General features: G+C 42.1%; 17 protein-coding genes. 8 read left to right on the forward strand and 9 right to left on the reverse strand.

All coding sequences use genetic code 11. From position 1 onward, the window contains the following. The 3 genes from BBH88_RS03850 (at position 1) to BBH88_RS03860 (ending at position 2217) form a co-directional block, all read left to right on the forward strand. Positions 1-285 carry a putative quinol monooxygenase gene (locus BBH88_RS03850; protein WP_006830668.1) on the forward strand — a complete coding sequence of 95 codons (285 nt, stop codon included), beginning with the start codon at positions 1-3 and terminating at the stop codon, positions 283-285. 229 nt (positions 286-514) lie between these two features. Continuing rightward, a complete protein-coding gene (locus BBH88_RS03855) occupies positions 515-1255 on the forward strand; it encodes a plasmid pRiA4b ORF-3 family protein (RefSeq protein ID WP_006830669.1) in 741 nt (246 codons plus the stop codon). Positions 1256-1647: 392 nt separating this feature from the next. Beyond that, entirely contained in the window at positions 1648-2217 is a 570-nt protein-coding gene (locus tag BBH88_RS03860) for a DUF488 domain-containing protein (protein WP_006830670.1), read from the forward strand. 69 nt (positions 2218-2286) lie between these two features. Here the strand turns inward: BBH88_RS03860 and BBH88_RS03865 are convergent, their stop codons facing one another. The 3 genes from BBH88_RS03865 to BBH88_RS03875 form a co-directional block, all read right to left on the reverse strand. Continuing rightward, the gene (locus BBH88_RS03865) at positions 2287-3912 is read right to left on the reverse strand and encodes an FMN-binding glutamate synthase family protein (RefSeq protein ID WP_006830671.1); all 1626 of its coding nucleotides are present in this window, start codon (positions 3910-3912) and stop codon (positions 2287-2289) included. 33 nt (positions 3913-3945) lie between these two features. Continuing rightward, positions 3946-4569, reverse strand: a complete 624-nt coding sequence (locus tag BBH88_RS03870; RefSeq protein ID WP_006830672.1) for an NAD(P)H-binding protein — start codon at positions 4567-4569, stop codon at positions 3946-3948. 142 nt (positions 4570-4711) lie between these two features. Beyond that, positions 4712-5551: a DUF4097 family beta strand repeat-containing protein gene (locus BBH88_RS03875; protein WP_006830673.1), complete on the reverse strand. Its 840-nt coding sequence runs from the start codon at positions 5549-5551 to the stop codon at positions 4712-4714. 469 nt (positions 5552-6020) lie between these two features. Between BBH88_RS03875 and BBH88_RS03880 the strand changes: the two genes are divergently transcribed. Next, positions 6021-6467, forward strand: a complete 447-nt coding sequence (locus BBH88_RS03880; protein WP_006830674.1) for an SRPBCC family protein — start codon at positions 6021-6023, stop codon at positions 6465-6467. Positions 6468-7024: 557 nt separating this feature from the next. Here the strand turns inward: BBH88_RS03880 and BBH88_RS03885 are convergent. Next, complete coding sequence (locus BBH88_RS03885) at positions 7025-7480, reverse strand: universal stress protein (RefSeq protein ID WP_006830675.1); 456 nt, start codon at positions 7478-7480, stop codon at positions 7025-7027. Positions 7481-7894: 414 nt separating this feature from the next. Here BBH88_RS03885 and BBH88_RS03890 point away from each other — a divergent pair, with 414 nt between their 5' ends. Together BBH88_RS03890 and BBH88_RS03895 are read left to right on the forward strand one after the other, a co-directional pair. After that, positions 7895-8146 (forward strand): SHOCT domain-containing protein, encoded by a 252-nt coding sequence (locus tag BBH88_RS03890; RefSeq protein WP_006830676.1) that lies wholly within the window; start codon positions 7895-7897, stop codon positions 8144-8146. Between the two features lie 13 nt (positions 8147-8159). Beyond that, the gene (locus BBH88_RS03895; RefSeq protein ID WP_065537234.1) at positions 8160-8468 is read left to right on the forward strand and encodes a hypothetical protein; all 309 of its coding nucleotides are present in this window, start codon (positions 8160-8162) and stop codon (positions 8466-8468) included. Between the two features lie 473 nt (positions 8469-8941). On the opposite strand, the gene BBH88_RS03905 is transcribed toward BBH88_RS03895, so the two are convergent. The 3 genes from BBH88_RS03905 to BBH88_RS19985 form a co-directional block, all read right to left on the reverse strand. Further along, entirely contained in the window at positions 8942-9688 is a 747-nt protein-coding gene (locus tag BBH88_RS03905; protein WP_065537232.1) for an SDR family NAD(P)-dependent oxidoreductase, read from the reverse strand. Between the two features lie 594 nt (positions 9689-10282). Beyond that, positions 10283-10633 carry an iron chaperone gene (locus tag BBH88_RS03910; RefSeq protein ID WP_006830679.1) on the reverse strand — a complete coding sequence of 117 codons (351 nt, stop codon included), beginning with the start codon at positions 10631-10633 and terminating at the stop codon, positions 10283-10285. A 40-nt stretch (positions 10634-10673) separates the two neighbouring features. After that, entirely contained in the window at positions 10674-11039 is a 366-nt protein-coding gene (locus BBH88_RS19985; RefSeq protein ID WP_407946495.1) for a DUF7010 family protein, read from the reverse strand. A 310-nt stretch (positions 11040-11349) separates the two neighbouring features. On the opposite strand from BBH88_RS19985, the gene BBH88_RS03915 reads away from it, so the two are divergent. Next, entirely contained in the window at positions 11350-12852 is a 1503-nt protein-coding gene (locus tag BBH88_RS03915; RefSeq protein ID WP_065537231.1) for a phytoene desaturase family protein, read from the forward strand. Positions 12853-12972: 120 nt separating this feature from the next. On the opposite strand, the gene arr is transcribed toward BBH88_RS03915, so the two are convergent. Next, positions 12973-13389, reverse strand: a complete 417-nt coding sequence (gene arr, locus BBH88_RS03920) for an NAD(+)--rifampin ADP-ribosyltransferase (protein WP_006830681.1) — start codon at positions 13387-13389, stop codon at positions 12973-12975. 553 nt (positions 13390-13942) lie between these two features. Here arr and BBH88_RS19780 point away from each other — a divergent pair. Next, positions 13943-14077, forward strand: coding sequence for a hypothetical protein (locus BBH88_RS19780; protein WP_269147322.1), 135 nt, complete (start codon positions 13943-13945; stop codon positions 14075-14077). A gap of 140 nt (positions 14078-14217) precedes the next feature. On the opposite strand, the gene BBH88_RS03925 is transcribed toward BBH88_RS19780, so the two are convergent. Further along, positions 14218-14913: a FadR/GntR family transcriptional regulator gene (locus BBH88_RS03925; protein WP_065537230.1), complete on the reverse strand. Its 696-nt coding sequence runs from the start codon at positions 14911-14913 to the stop codon at positions 14218-14220. Between the last annotated feature and the right edge of the window lie 95 nt (positions 14914-15008).

A 15008-nucleotide genomic window follows, 5' to 3' on the forward strand; every position in this document is an offset into this window, starting at 1 on the left:
ATGGAACCTATCCTAATTACGGCAATCCTAAAACCTAAAGAACACATGGCAGATCATTTATTGACGGAGTTGAACAAAGTGCTAATTGCGTCACGCGCAGAAGCGGGTTGCGTAAGCTATGTTCTCCATCAATCGATTGAAGACGACACGTTTGTTCTTCATGAAACATGGAAAGACAAGGACGCTTTGGAGAGCCATGTCGCTTCTCGTCATTATCAGGAATACCGGACGAACACGGCGGACTTGATTTCAAAGCGAGAGGTCTTTAAGTTAAAAGCTCTTTGAATTAGTAGGAACGACATAGGTTTATAAATGCCGAAAGCAGAACTTTGCGGAGATCCATTGCAAAGTTCTGCTTTTTTGCGTTAAATTGTATTTTGGCAGGGTGGAGACCATAGTAAAGTATGATAGTGTTAGATGAGTTATTGATTTACCGTTAATTCATAATTGTCAGTTCATTTTGCTAGTTTCAAGAATATAAAAAAATCTCGAAAGAAAGCCAGGTGGTCAAAAGATGAAATCCTACATTATCCAAATTGAATTGGAACATTCAGATCCGCTGATTTGGCGCAAGGTGATTATGCCAGCAGGCGCCACGTTCAATATGCTGCATGACATTGTGCAACAGACTAGCAATTTTCAAAGTGGCTATCCTTCAGAAGGCTATCATCTGTTCGAATTTGATTTGACGGAAGACGGCATTCGAGTGACGAATGACGAGGAAGCCTACGAAGAACATCAGGGTTTTAAAAAAAATAAAAAGATGTTCGCGGAGCGACTGAAGAATATGGAGCCAGAGTTTCGGCAGTTTGAAGAAGCTTACCAGGAACGGTTGTCGGCAGTCGTGCGGAAACCTTCTGGCATTAAAGTTGATGAATTTTTGGAGAAACACAAAGAGCTAGTCTACAGCTACGATTTTGGAGACGGTTGGCAGTTCCGTATTAAACTAGAGACCATCGTCGACGATTATTATTTTGGGTTCCCAACATTGCTAGACGGGGCAGAGACAGCACCGCCGGAAGATGTGGGCGGCATTCCTGGATTTTATGAATTCCTGCAAATTTACCGGGACAAAAAGCACATGGAGCACGAAGAGATGAGGGACTGGGCAGATAGCCAGCGCTTCAGCGAATATGACGCTGAACAGATTAACAGTCGACTGAAAAGCCGGTTGTACAAAAAGACGGAATGGGATAAGATCCATCATGAAAACTACCGGGTCATTGAAGACAAATATCGGAAGAGTTTAGGGTAAATAAGCTCTTGGTAGATAAGAATTTAACATGCTTAGAAAAACCGTCGATGGAAGTTATTCTGTTCGGCGGTTTTCAGTTAGAAATTGCTAGAAGTATAAAATTCGACTAGCTGAGCACAATTAAATACGAACAAAAAGCGGGTTCACATGAGGACTTCGCTTTTTTCGTGTTTTTCTTGATCTTTTGGTCAGTCCGAGAATTACGGTAGTGATGCTGAACTGTTTCGGATCCAGCTTGAAGGTAAGCGTTAACTACTAAACCTCCGATTTCTTAGAAAACAAAATAACTTACGGTCAGTGACTTTGCGATGTCTGTCAATCTATCTTGTGTTTGAAGTGGCACAATGACAGGAATAGTAGAAATAGATCTCTTGAAAAGGATGGAGAGTCAGATGGACATTTATACAATTGGTCATTCGAGTCATCCAAAGGAATTTTTTGAAAAGATGCTGAAAGACAATTCAATTGAGGTGCTGGCAGACGTACGAGCATTTCCAGGTAGCCGCAAATGGCCTCAGTTTTCGAAAGACATTTTTCCGAAATGGCTGGAAGCGGACAATATCCACTATCAGCATTTTCCAAAGCTCGGCGGTCGGCGCCGTAAATCGAAAGAAATTGAAGGGGATGTAAACGCGGGGTGGAACAATCAGTCGTTTCATAATTACGCCGATTACACATTGACTGATGAATTTAAAGAAGGCGTAGATGAGTTATTGACAATCGCAAGCGAAAAACGTGTGGCTTACTGTTGCTCGGAGCGGCATCCTTCTCGCTGCCACCGTTTTCTGATCAGTAATTGGCTTGTTGCAAATGGCCATCAAGTTTTTCACATTATTGATGGGAAAGACGAAAGTATTGACATAATTGAGCATGAAATTGCCATGTGGGGTGCTGCGGCTGAAGTGAAAAAGGAAGATGGCATAGAGGTTGTTTATCCGGAAGGTAAAGAAGAAGAGCGTTGAAATGATGCAATCACGTAAAAAGCAGGAGGACGAACCAATGGGTTCGTCCTCCTGCTTTTTCGTTGTGATTTATCGTTTAGCCGATAAATCTTCAACATCTTTTTCTTTCTTTTCTTCTTGTTCAATTTTGTGAATCATACTGCCAACAGAAGAAATACGTCCTTGAATATCTTTGTGTGTTAAGTGCTTTCTCTCAAGCATTGTTGGCGACTCAACGCCTGCAGCTGCAGCAATATTAAACAATCCTGCACGTAAAGACATGACGTAATTGGCGACGCGGTACATTTTCTCGTTAACCACCAAGCCGTCTTGTAAATCGGGATCGGTCGTAGCAACGCCTACTGGACAAGTATTCGTATGGCAAACTTCCGCCATGATGCAACCGACGCTGATCATAAATCCTCTCGCGATATTGACGAGATCTGCACCCATCGACAGCGCAATGGCGATTTTGTCCGGTGTGATCAGTTTGCCGGAAGCAATCAACTTCACACGGTCACGAACGCCGTATTGGCGAAGCAATTCATCGACAATCGGCAACGCTGTCATGATTGGCAAGCCAACGGAATCGGCAAGTTCTTGATATGTCGCACCGGTTCCGCCTTCACCGCCGTCGATGGTGATAAAGTCAGGGCCTTTGCCGCTGTCTTTCATAATTTGGACCATTTCTTCGAGTCCTTCGACATCGCCAACCACAATTTTCATACCCACCGGCTTGCCGCCAACTTCACGCAGCTCTTCAATAAAGTCAAACAACTTTTCAAATGAATCGTATTCCGTAAAACGGTTAGGGCTGTTAACGGTTTTGCCTGGTTCAATCAGGCGAATGCGCGCGATTTCTTCGGTCACTTTATTGCCTTCTAAATGGCCACCGCGTGTTTTAGCGCCTTGGGCGAGTTTGATTTCGAACGCTTTTATTTGCTCCATTTCAGCTTTTTCTTTGAACGCTTCCCAAGAAAATTCACCACCGGCAGTACGGACGCCAAACAAGCCGGGTCCGATTTGCATGATTAAATCTGCACCACCCACTAAGTGATGATCGGAAATGCCCCCTTCACCGGTATTCATCCATGTACCGCCTGCAACGCCGAGCCCTTTTGACAGGGCAGTAATGGCGTTCTCGCCTAGTGCGCCGTAGCTCATGGCAGACATGCCGACTTTTCCTTTTATGCGGAAAGGTTGACGGCAATGACCTTCGCCGAGCACAACCGCATCTTCATCTCGGAGGTAGTAAGGATCAGTTAGTACTTCTTCTCGGTGCTCTCTTCGCGATAACAAGCCTTCATTGTCAACGACGTACTGGTAGGTTGTTATTTTTTGGCTGTTATCCACTTTTAGTTCTGTCCGTAATTTAGGAAATAACGAATTGCGGATGTAAAAACCATCTTCCACAAAATTGCGATTAGATCCGAACCCAATCAGACGTTCATTGTATTTTCCAGCTTTGACGACATCTTGGTATTGGATACGTGAGAAGGGAAGTCCTTCGTTGTCGCCGGAAAATAAGTATTGCCGAAGCTCAGGCCCGATGTGTTCAGCCATGTACCGAACCCGTCCGAGTAACGGGAAATTGCGGAGCACCGCATGCTGCTTTTGATGATTGTCTTTCTGATAAATGTATGCAATATAAGCAAGTGGAGCCGCTACGGTCGACCCTAAAATTGCGGATGGCAAGTATTTCGTTATTTTTCCCATAAAATCCACCTTTTTTAATTGATCGTATTTTGTTTATAGATTTGCTAGCGCTTTTTTGATTGGCGTAGTTCCGGATACAACTTTAAAGGTTTTATTGTATGTAGCTTTGTTCGCAAGTGATTCGACCAGAACGGCAGCCACATCTTCAAAAGGAATTTCCTTGCCTTTTTCACCGTTGGAAGAAACGATATCAATCATGCCTTTGCCCGGTTTGTGTACACCACGGGTCGAGTGAACAACCGTATACGTGAAAACATCTAGCTTGATCAGCTCTTCCGGACCTTTTTTCCCACCTGTTTCTTGAGATTCCGCTGATTCATCCACGCGTGCAGGGCTTAAATAAACAACTCGTTCAATGCCTTGCTTTCGTGCTTCGGCCATGGCATTTGCGACCGCGTCTTTATCAACGAGTACATTTTTGTTTTCACCTGCAGTCGGGTTTGCGCCGGCTATATAAATAATAGCTCGGCACCCTACCATGGCATCCACAAACTGATGATCTGTAGCGACCATTACTTGAACAGCACCCATCATCTTAAGTTCTTCTGCTCGGTTTTCCGTTTCTGCGACCGTTGTCGCTTCATGGTTTTCTGCAGCTAGCTTCTTCAGTACGTACTCACCGACATCTCCGCCTCCGCCAAAAACGAATACTTTCATCCAATCCCTCCTCGTAAAGTAGCACTATTCAACTTTTCCCTTCCCCTCTGGCAACAAAACTATTTAATAAGAAACAATAGGTTTTATTTGATTAACTATTGTGGGAAAGCAATTTTGAGTAGATTGAAATTAGAAACCGTACTCACTCGACAAAAATACTACCGTTATCTGAATCGAGTCTAATGAGCACATCCCCACTGCCGAAACTGACATCCCTGGAATCACGGCCGAACACATCGGTGCTGCCGTTATCGACGTGCGCTTCAATGCGAGCGTTTTCTGGTTCGTTTTGGGTGTAGATTTCAATCCGTCCGTTATCCGTTTCAAGATCAACAGGGAAATCGAGTGTTTCAGCATTCAGCTCGATGCGGCCGTTATTCGTTTTCGCTTGCAATTCACCCGACACGTCCGTGAAAATGATGCGGCCGTTTGACGAGTGGAGAGTCATGTCAGCTGCCATATTCGTCAGTTCAATTCTGCCATTATCTGTTTCGACATCGACCATTTCGCTTTCGACCGCTTCTAAGGAGATGCGGCCATTATCAGCTTGAAACGATAATTCCGTAGCCCCGATATCATTCGCCTGAATCCGTCCGTCATCACTGTCTGCAGACAGCGAAGCAAGACCGTTTGCTGGAACATAAACTTGCAGCGAGTAAGATTGGTTAAAGTCGAACAGGAAAAACCAGTTCGTGTCTTCGACTTCAATAACCAAACGGCCGCCTGACACATCTGTCTTTAACGCAAAATTATCGTCATTGCCGACAACCACAATGCGGGCAGTGTCGTCATTGCTCGGTAAAAACTCTATACGGGAATTTTCTACCGTTATCTCCATTTCGTCGATTGGCTCGTTGAAGGTTTTTTCCTCCAATACATCCTGCTGAAGAGAATCTGAATTATAAATGGTATAAAAAGCGGCCATGGCACCGATTAGCAATAGAACTGCTGCGACGATCAAAATCCTCACCAATGTTTTCATAGCAAAATCTCCTTTCTTCACTAAAATATTCAGCGAGTGGCAAGCAAAAGCGACAGGCAATTATCAAAATTTGTCGAATATGTACAATAAGAGCAAGAGTAGACCAGTCAGGCCATGAGAAAAGAAAGGATAATCCCAGGATTGATAGGAGGTTCGATCACCGCCTTTCCCATTTTGAAACCAGAGCATCAAAATAAATGTGGAAAAATATGTGAGTAGGAGCAGAAAGCAATGCATAACAGCTCTTACCTTGTCTATACTGTAAACTTTATCATAAAGGTGTATATTTATCAGAAAAATCAATTTATTTAGAGGGAGGCATGTTATATTGTGAAGTAAGCAAGTGCTTTTATATGATCACCTATCATCTTGGAGATACGCCTCCTAGTGATTGAGCTAATTGTCTTTTTTATTTTTCGCAACCGTTCGAAATGGTGCAGGAACTTTAGGGCGAGAGGAGGATGTCGAAATGTGGAATGTGAAAAAGACTGTTTTCATCGACCGTAGGGTGGGAGAAGTCCACCAATTCGCAACGAATCCGACACATTGGTACCAATGGTATGCGGGTTTATCCGAAGCTGAAAACCTGCTTGGAAAAGGGGGCAAGGGCACGAGCGTGGATTTAAAGTATTTCTTTTTCGGAAAAAATCAGGCAGTGCATGTGCTTGTGGAGGAAAATGCGCCGGTAGATAACGGTTATGTCTGGCGAGGTCTCGTGACAGGTGCTTTTGATGCGACCCAAACATGGAATTACCTCTCAAAAGAACAAGGCACCGAAATCCATTTTGAAATGAACTATGAACTGCACGGCAGCATCCTTGGCAAAGTAGTCAATAAGCTTTATATCAAAAAGCTAATGTGCAATTCCGTGGAACAAACCTTGCAAAACCTAAAAGCTATCAGCGAAAGCGATTGACCCCTATAAATTAGCAGAGTAAAGAAAACAAGGTGGAAGAGTAAGTTTCTTCAACATAAAGCTTGTTCGCGCTATGGCACTGTCAAATCCTAGTTGCCATTCACAGTGTGGACACTTTATTGCAGCTACGGGTTTGAACCGACAGCAATTGGGAACGCTATCAACATCAAAAACTGAGTTATCCAACTGTTGGTGTTGTCTTGAAAACAAGAACCTATGAAACAAAAGGGATAGCTCGTTCTGGTTTTAGCTGGCTATCAAACGCCACGATAAGTCGAGAAGCCACAACCTATTTATGGTGAACTGGAATTACTCCAATCTGTGAAGAAACCGAAAAGATGATTTTTGCGTTTCTCAGCACAAAGTGACGAGGTTGCCGCCAATGCAGATCATTAGGAACGGTCCGAATTCTTGAACACCCGATTTTGTGAATAGAAAAATCAATAACCACAAAAGCCCAGTTCGCTCGAAAAACAAGCTAACTGGGCTTTTGTTAAAAATCTCAGAGACAAGTGGGGTGATCCAAAGTATGTGTACCAATTAGGATCTCCTCTTTTTTACTTTTCTGTTTTCTCGAGTTGGCGGACAACTAAAACATCACAAGGACTGCTGGTGACAATATGCTGCGACACGCTTCCTAATATATAATGTTCAATCGCATTTAATCCTTGGGCTCCACATATAATGAGGTCGGCTTCCACCTGTTTTGCATAGTCACGCGATATGACCTTGTTAGGAGAACCTGGGACGACAAATACATTTACATCAGAGATACCAGCTGCTAGAGCTTCCTCTTTATAATTATTGAGGAGCACTTTGCCATATTCAAAGACCTGATCATCAATATTCGGTACACGTTTTGTCATGGCTGTAAAGGAACGGGTATCTACTACATAAATTAAATTAAGTACCGCATTATTTCGTTTGGTTATTTCAAGTGATTTTTGAAATGCCCATTCTGCTTCATGTGAACCGTCAATAGCTACCAAAATACGTTTGTATTCCAATGTCATACTAATTCCTCCTAGGATTTTTTGTTCATGTCCTTGGTATAATTCTTCAATGCTAGTGAAAACCCTTTGTTTTTAATTTGAATATTCAAATAATTAATTTTAATTAGCTGATTAAGTAAGGAATGAATACCACTTAAATTTTAAAATGCATTATGTTGCAGGAATTGGGAACTCAAAAACCTCGCTGCTAGTCGGATAAAGCTCAAGTACAGAAGGCAAAAAGGGATGAAAGCCAAGTTGAAGAATTTCAGGATATGGAAGTGGAATTTAAGTTAAAAACCGCACAAATTCTATTGATTGAATATTCTGGATTTTTTTGATAAATGGAAATGACTCCACACTTTCTGCATGTATAGCGTGTACATTTACAGTGTAGAAGTATATGAGAGCTTTTAAAAAGGGAGGTCGAAAGAAATGATGGGACCAGGATGGGGAATGGGATGGGAAATGGGAATGGGAGGTGGAGTTTGGGTGATAGTGGGATTATTAGTCATCGTCGGCGTTGCAGTTTACTATTTTACGAAAAACAAAAATAATAGTTACAATGGCTCCAATAATTCTCAGCAAGTTCCTGGGAAAGATGCACTGGAAATAGCTAAGAACAGGCTTGCTAAAGGTGAAATAACGACTGAAGAATTTGAAGAAATTAAAAAAGCGTTGTTATGAAAAGAGAGAGCTAATGAAAAAGAGGATAGTTAGTGGAGTATTAACTGCCGTCATTATCATAGGAGGTGGAAATGGTCTCTATAGGACGTTAGCATCTGCAAAAGAAAATGCAGAAACTTCTATGCAACATGATGGAATGACTATGGACCATATGCATGAGATGATGGAGTCTGGAAATATGAATTTCGGACAGATGAAACCTTTCATGAAGAAAATGCATCCGGATTTAGACAATCAACAATTGCGAGAGCTCTATAAAGGTATGCATAGTACGGGAGGTTCAGCTACTAGCAAAAACTTTAAAGGGATGATGGGTAACTAACTATCAAAACAATGCCCCCATGTAAGACGAAACTCAATCTATACAATCTTAGAAGTATGAAGCAAAAACCGCAATTTGGATGTAAACTCCAAATCGCGGTTTTTCATGTGAACAAACATGTTTTGTTCACACATCTACTTTATGTGCTTGCTGCAAAGTGTTCTTGTTTTAAGAGTAAATCAAAAGACGTGATAATCATTTTTCGGACGACATTTGCCCGTAATTTCTTAATGATTAGGATAGCGTGGATGAAGAACAAATTCAGGAATGGATCTGCGGGATACGTAGCCAAGAAAATATCTTTTATTTCATCAATAATTTGAGTTCTCCCGGTTTTGAACTACTCGGCACTAAAGTACCGAGATTCCTAGGTTATCGACCACCGCTATGAGAGCATTAGCATTCAACAGAGCGAGATATAAGCTCCAAAGTTAAAAATTGTGGCCAGGAGTTTTCCTGACCACAACTTCAGTTTATTTGGTGTTGGTGAATCCACCATCGATACGAACGGTTTCACCGTTGATGTAGTCGGCTTTTGTCAGCAGGAAAGCGACCAATTCACCGACATCCTCCGGTTTACCTAAGCGTTTCTGCGGAATTCCAGCTTCGGCACTTGATTTCATGTCCGGGTTGTCTTCAAAGAAAGTTTTGACCATGGGTGTCTGAATCGGACCAGGCGCAATGGCGTTGACGCGCAGGCCGTCTTTCGCGTATTCCGCAACGAGACTCTTTGTCATCCCGACAATGCCGTGCTTCGTTGCACCATAGGTAACAACAGAAGCTTGACCAATGACACCAGCACTTGAAGCGGTATTGACGATAGAACCACCGCCATTTTTCAGCATGGCTTCTGCCACATAGCGCAAGCCGTATAGAGCACCAAGCATGTTAATCCCGACAATCTGCTCGATTTCTTTAATGTCTGTTTCAAGGAAATTCTTACCGCTGCCAGAAATGCCGGCGTTATTGAAGAAATAATCGATTGAGCCAAAATGATCGAGTGTTTTATCTACATAGTTTTTCACTTGATCGGATTTTGAGACATCGGCTTTGATAAAGATGGCATCGACGCCTTTTTCTTTTAGTTTGTCGACGGTTTCCTGACCGCTTTCTTCGCTAATGTCGACAACTGAAATGTTGATGCCTTCATCTGCGAGGTAAAAAGCTGCAGATTGTCCGAGTCCACTGCCGCCACCTGTAATAATTGCTGTTTTGCTCATTTGATTTTCCTCCTCTTATTTAAATACCTTATTCTAAAAAGTTTCTTTTATACGCTTTCCCTAAAGAGAGCAGTGGTAATCAGCATTCTGGCAGATGTTGCAACTCTTCATTTAAACCGATTTATGCAATTCACATTTACAGTACTACTAAAATCAATGATATTTTTAATAAAGTCGTCCATTTCTTTGCATTCAAAGCTTATTTTTTAAGGCTTGCGCACGCTTGTCTTAAAATACGCGCGCTCCGGAGTGGTTATGCACGGTTGGAAAAGTATACGCACGCTCACAAAAGACTTATGCACGTTCAGTAAAAAATACGCACGTTCAGAGCAAAAAACTTGGTTTTAGTGCTTTTCGCTCGCGAAAAGCGGAGCATCTTAGGCTTTGGTTGCGGCGCGTGGGAGAGAATCAAAAATTATATGTAAACTTTTCTTGTCTCTTTTTTCAGCCAACATGCGTAAATGAACAAGTGACGTGCAGAAACTGGTACGCAAAATGTAACCAGGCAGGTCAGCTGTATTTTCAGCTAGCCTGCCTGGTTATGAAAAATTCCCTTGAAGTGTGTGGTGTTCAGTTCGCGCATTAATTTTTTAGTTACGCGTTTTTTAGGTTTTCAGCTACTCGAAAACGAACAATCCGGCGGATCAAGTCATATGGCATGGGCTGGTTAAGCGGAAACTGGACCGACCCTTTCCCTTGCTTGTATGTGGCAAGCTCTTGCTGAAAAGCCTCGATTCCACTGGGCACAGGGTGAAATCCGATGTGGTTTTTGAATGCAGCAAAATGAACCAGATTGCCGTTCAGCACAAATGTAGGCATTTGATAGCTGATGGCTTCTTGAGCTCCTGGCGCCTCTTCTTGAATTACGCGCCGCAGCGTCTGCAAAGTTTCCTGTACGCCTTTTGGTGCTTCCCGAATGTAGTCGTCAATCGTCTGGATACTCATGTGTTCTCCTTTCCTGACACTGGATTTTTGAATCTTTATTTTATCCCTTTATGCGAATATCATATCCTTTCAAAGGCTCTCGCGTAGAAAGATGAATAACGATTCCAATGATTAATGAAACAGTTTCCCAAATTAACGCAAGAAAATGCACTGAGGATTCTGGAACGGTATAAATGAAAAGACATCCGAGTGAGACGCCTATCATTACCAATATAAAATACCAATAATCTAAATAAACCCAGCAAAGAATAAGAAAATGAGCCGCATTTATAATGCAAATTACAGGGAGTACCATATCCACATTGAGTTCCTTAATGAGCAATACTACCGGAAGACAAACGATGATGATATTAGAGGCAAAACCTACTAGTGACGGGTACTGACTAGGTTTTGCAGATAGTTTCATTGCTAGTGAGCAATAAGTGAACTAGTCGTTGAAAACACTTCCATTTTGTCGTGGTTAAATCTAGCGACAAAATGGAGGTGTTTTATTAGTCTTGCGCATCATTCAATAAGTGGTATGAATCTAGTGATTCAATGTGGACATTCAGACAATTCTACTTCTATAATAAAGTGTGTATTAAAATTATACAAAAACTATATAAAAAAATTTTTAAAACTTCCAGCTAGGGAACTAGAAAGATTATAGCGAAATATTGGTATTTTAACAGTTTCCATAAAATGAACATATTTTAGAAAAGAAGGGCGGTACATATATGGAGAATCCACAAAAATCCGTAATTGTAATCGGAGGAGGACTTGGCGGCTTATCAGCAGCTATCTCTCTTGCGCAAAAAGGTTACGCGGTTTCTTTATATGAGAAAAATGAACACATCGGCGGGAAAGTAAATCGTTTAGAGCAAGACGGATTTGGTTTTGACTTAGGTCCATCTATTTTAACAATGCCACATATTTTTGATAAATTGTTCCAAGGCAGCGGCAAGCGGATGGAGGATTATGTGCAAATCCAAAGACTAAACCGGGAATGGCGTTCGTTCTTTCCAGATGGTACGATGTTGGATTTGTACCATGATCTTGATTTGATGGAACAGGCAAATCCTGCACTTTCTCGCAAAGACATGAAAGAGTATTACGCGTTATTGAAATACGCGCAGAAAATTTATAAAACGACAGAGCATAGTTATTTGAAAGAAGGCTTTGAATCACCGCAAGAAGCAGTGGCACAAAATGGCATTCTTGCGACTTTGACTGGATTCGATTTGACGTCAACGATGTATAGCGCGATTTCCAAACGCATCAGCAATCCGCATTTGCGTGACATGCTGTCGTATTACGTTAAATACGTTGGCTCTTCTCCTTATAGTGCGCCTGCCGTTCTCAACATGATGATTTACATGCAGCATGCGCAAGGCTGCTGGTATGTCAAAGGCGGGACGCATAAATTAGCGGAAGGCTTGACGAAACTTGCGGAAGAAGAAGGCGTTCAGCTCCATGCAGGCATGGGCGTAATTCGCGCACTGACAAGTGAAGATAAGAAAATCGTCGGCGTTGAACTTGAAGATGGTTCGTTCAAAACAGCCGATTATTATGTGTCGAATATGGAAGTTATTCCGTTTTATAAAAAGATGGTCGCTGCAGACGAAGCGTTTGTTGCTGATTTGAAGAAAAAGTATGAACCTGCAAGTTCTGGTCTTGTGTTGCATCTAGGCGTCAAGAAAACTTATCCATTGCTAAATCATCATAATTTCTTCTTTTCTGAGAACTTGCATGAACAAATGGAGAAAGTCTTTGAAAAACACGAGTTGCCGGATGATCCGACAATCTATTTAGTGAATGTTAATAAAACCGATCCATCTCAAGCGCCAGAAGGACACGAGAACATTAAGATTTTGCCACACATTCCTTATATTCAAGACAACCCGTTTACACCTGAGCAATATGCGGATTTCGAAGAACTTGTGCTTGATAAATTAGAGCGCATGGGCTTGGACGGGCTGCGGGAAAATATCGTGACACGCGACGTCTGGACACCACACGATATTGAACGCGTGTACGGTTCAGACCGCGGTGCCATTTACGGAACGGTTTCCGATAAAAAGAAAAACGGTGGCTTCAAGCATAAAAAACAAAGCGAACTCTACGACAATCTTTACTTTGTCGGGGGTACTGTTAATCCTGGCGGCGGCATGCCGATGGTGACACTCAGTGGCCAACAAGTGAGCGATAAAATTGTGAAACGCGATCAGTCGAAGAAGTAATCATTAAAAGTGAACTACTAATTGGATGACATGAAAAACGCCACTTTCGAAGTCAATTGATTTCGAAAGTGGCGTTTTTGTCTTTAAAAAGAAGAGAAATTATAAATGTCTTTTTTCAGGTCAATCAAGGATGACGTCCTTTCCTTGTTCGCGCAGAGTCTTTAAAGAGGCAAGCATTTGATTGATTTCTTTATCGGAATGCCTTTCCCAAGACCCCAATTCAGCAATGATCTTTAAAGGCGATTTAGATCGGTAAGAGCGTGTTGGATTTCCGGAAAATCTTTTGTCGGTTAAGTTCGGATCGTTCTCGAAATCACCCAGTGGTTCTACCATATAAATTCTTTCTTTTGACTGGGATGCAGCTAATTCAGCACCCCATTTAGCAGCTTCTAAAGTTGCGGTAAAGTAAATGTGATTCGATTTTTTGTCTTGGTAATTGGAAAGTTTTTGTGGTTCCAATAGATTTCCAATCTTTAATGCTGCTTTGGTGCCGTGAAAGAAAGGACCTTGATCTAAGACATCTTTTTTATCATTCATACTGATTTGCCTCCTGTATCACTCGTGTTATATGTTACAGTATAAGGTAAATGGACTAGAGAGAATAGTCTGTAAATGGAATTTTATTATATAAGTTGAACGAATGATTCCGGGCTGTTAATGTTCCGCCAATCAGCTGTTAAGAGCTTGCGCCGAACGAATTCGGGCTGTCTGAGTGGACTTCTTTCCATGTCACTTACGCTGCTCTCATAACAGTCTCCGCTGGTTTGCTCCGTATCCGGATGATTAGTTACTCAAGGATGCTTAGAAGAAAGAGTGTACGACGGCGAAGGGCGAAGATGTGCTCCTGCATCGCGACGTCCTGTCGCGCCAGTTGCATGACTCACATCCTGTGGGCCCAAAGCGTCCGTCTGGAGCGATTTCTTCGTTTCCCTACCTCGTTGAGTTGAAAAAGCTGCTTCTTTAATTCAACTTATATAATAGATTATCAATAGAAAAAAGAATGAAAGTTTCATGAATCGTGTTCATGTGTCAAAAAATAATCACAATAAGAAACTCTGAAAGAGGTGACTCGACGAAAGTGATGCGATTCATGAATGATTTAGTTGGAGCGATTGTCGATGTATTGAAACTAATTGGTAATTTTGTCTTAGGGACAGCAATCGTGTCGATTCTATTGTATGGAGTTGCCAAGCTCTTTGATTTGATTGTCTATCTGTTTTTTTGAAAGTGCGTCTCTGTACACAGAAATTTAGCATGTAAACTACAATAGCATTAAGAAAATGCCATCTTCAATGAAATCAATTGATTTCGAAGATGGCATTTGTCGTTTGAAATGGCTTTTGATGGTAAGTGAAATTATGGATATTAAGTGGATTTGTACAGCTCGGACCGAATACGTGAGATATGCCGGTCCATGAGCTGCTTTGACAAGTCACTATTTTGAGATGCAATGGCCAAGTATATCTCTTCGTGTTCTTTGAGTGTACCTTGGTGCCGACTAGCATCTGTGAAGCGATGCCTGCGCGTTTCGCGAATATTTTCTTCCATTCGTGAAGCTAGCGTTCCCATTAAATCAATCAATAATTGGTTCCTCGTCGCATTGGCTACTTGCAAGTGAAAGTCCAAGTCTGCCTGAACGCCCAATTCTGGGTCGCTCGCAGCTTTGGCCATTTCAATTAGGACGTTTTTTATAGCTTTCAAGTTTTCAGGCGTGGCCCGTTGTGCTGCGAGAGAAGCGGCTTCAACTTCGAAAGCACGGCGCAATTCGAGCATTTCGTCAATCAGTAACGCTTTTGTTTCGTCTATGTGCGTGCCGAGTTCATTGCCGAGCAGATCACGCTTAGACGGAGCCAGAAAGCTTCCGCCTCCTTGGCGTATCTCAATGACGCCTTTACTTTCTATGCCTTTCAATGCTTCTCTAACAGAATTGCGGCTGACCCCGAACAAGCTAGCAAGATCCCGCTCAGAGGGAATCCGGTCACCAGGCTGCAAGTTCTTTTCAAGAGAGAGAACGTTAATCTGTTCGACAATCAGTTCATAAGTTCTTTTCTTTGGATTCAAAAACACACCACTTCCTGCACGCTTGCTTTTTACACTTTACTTTATCATACAAGATAGAATCTGCAATGTTTGAAAGAAAACCGTTGTACTTTTCA

It is taken from the genome of Planococcus antarcticus DSM 14505 (assembly GCF_001687565.2).
In the GTDB taxonomy this organism is placed as follows: domain Bacteria; phylum Bacillota; class Bacilli; order Bacillales_A; family Planococcaceae; genus Planococcus; species Planococcus antarcticus.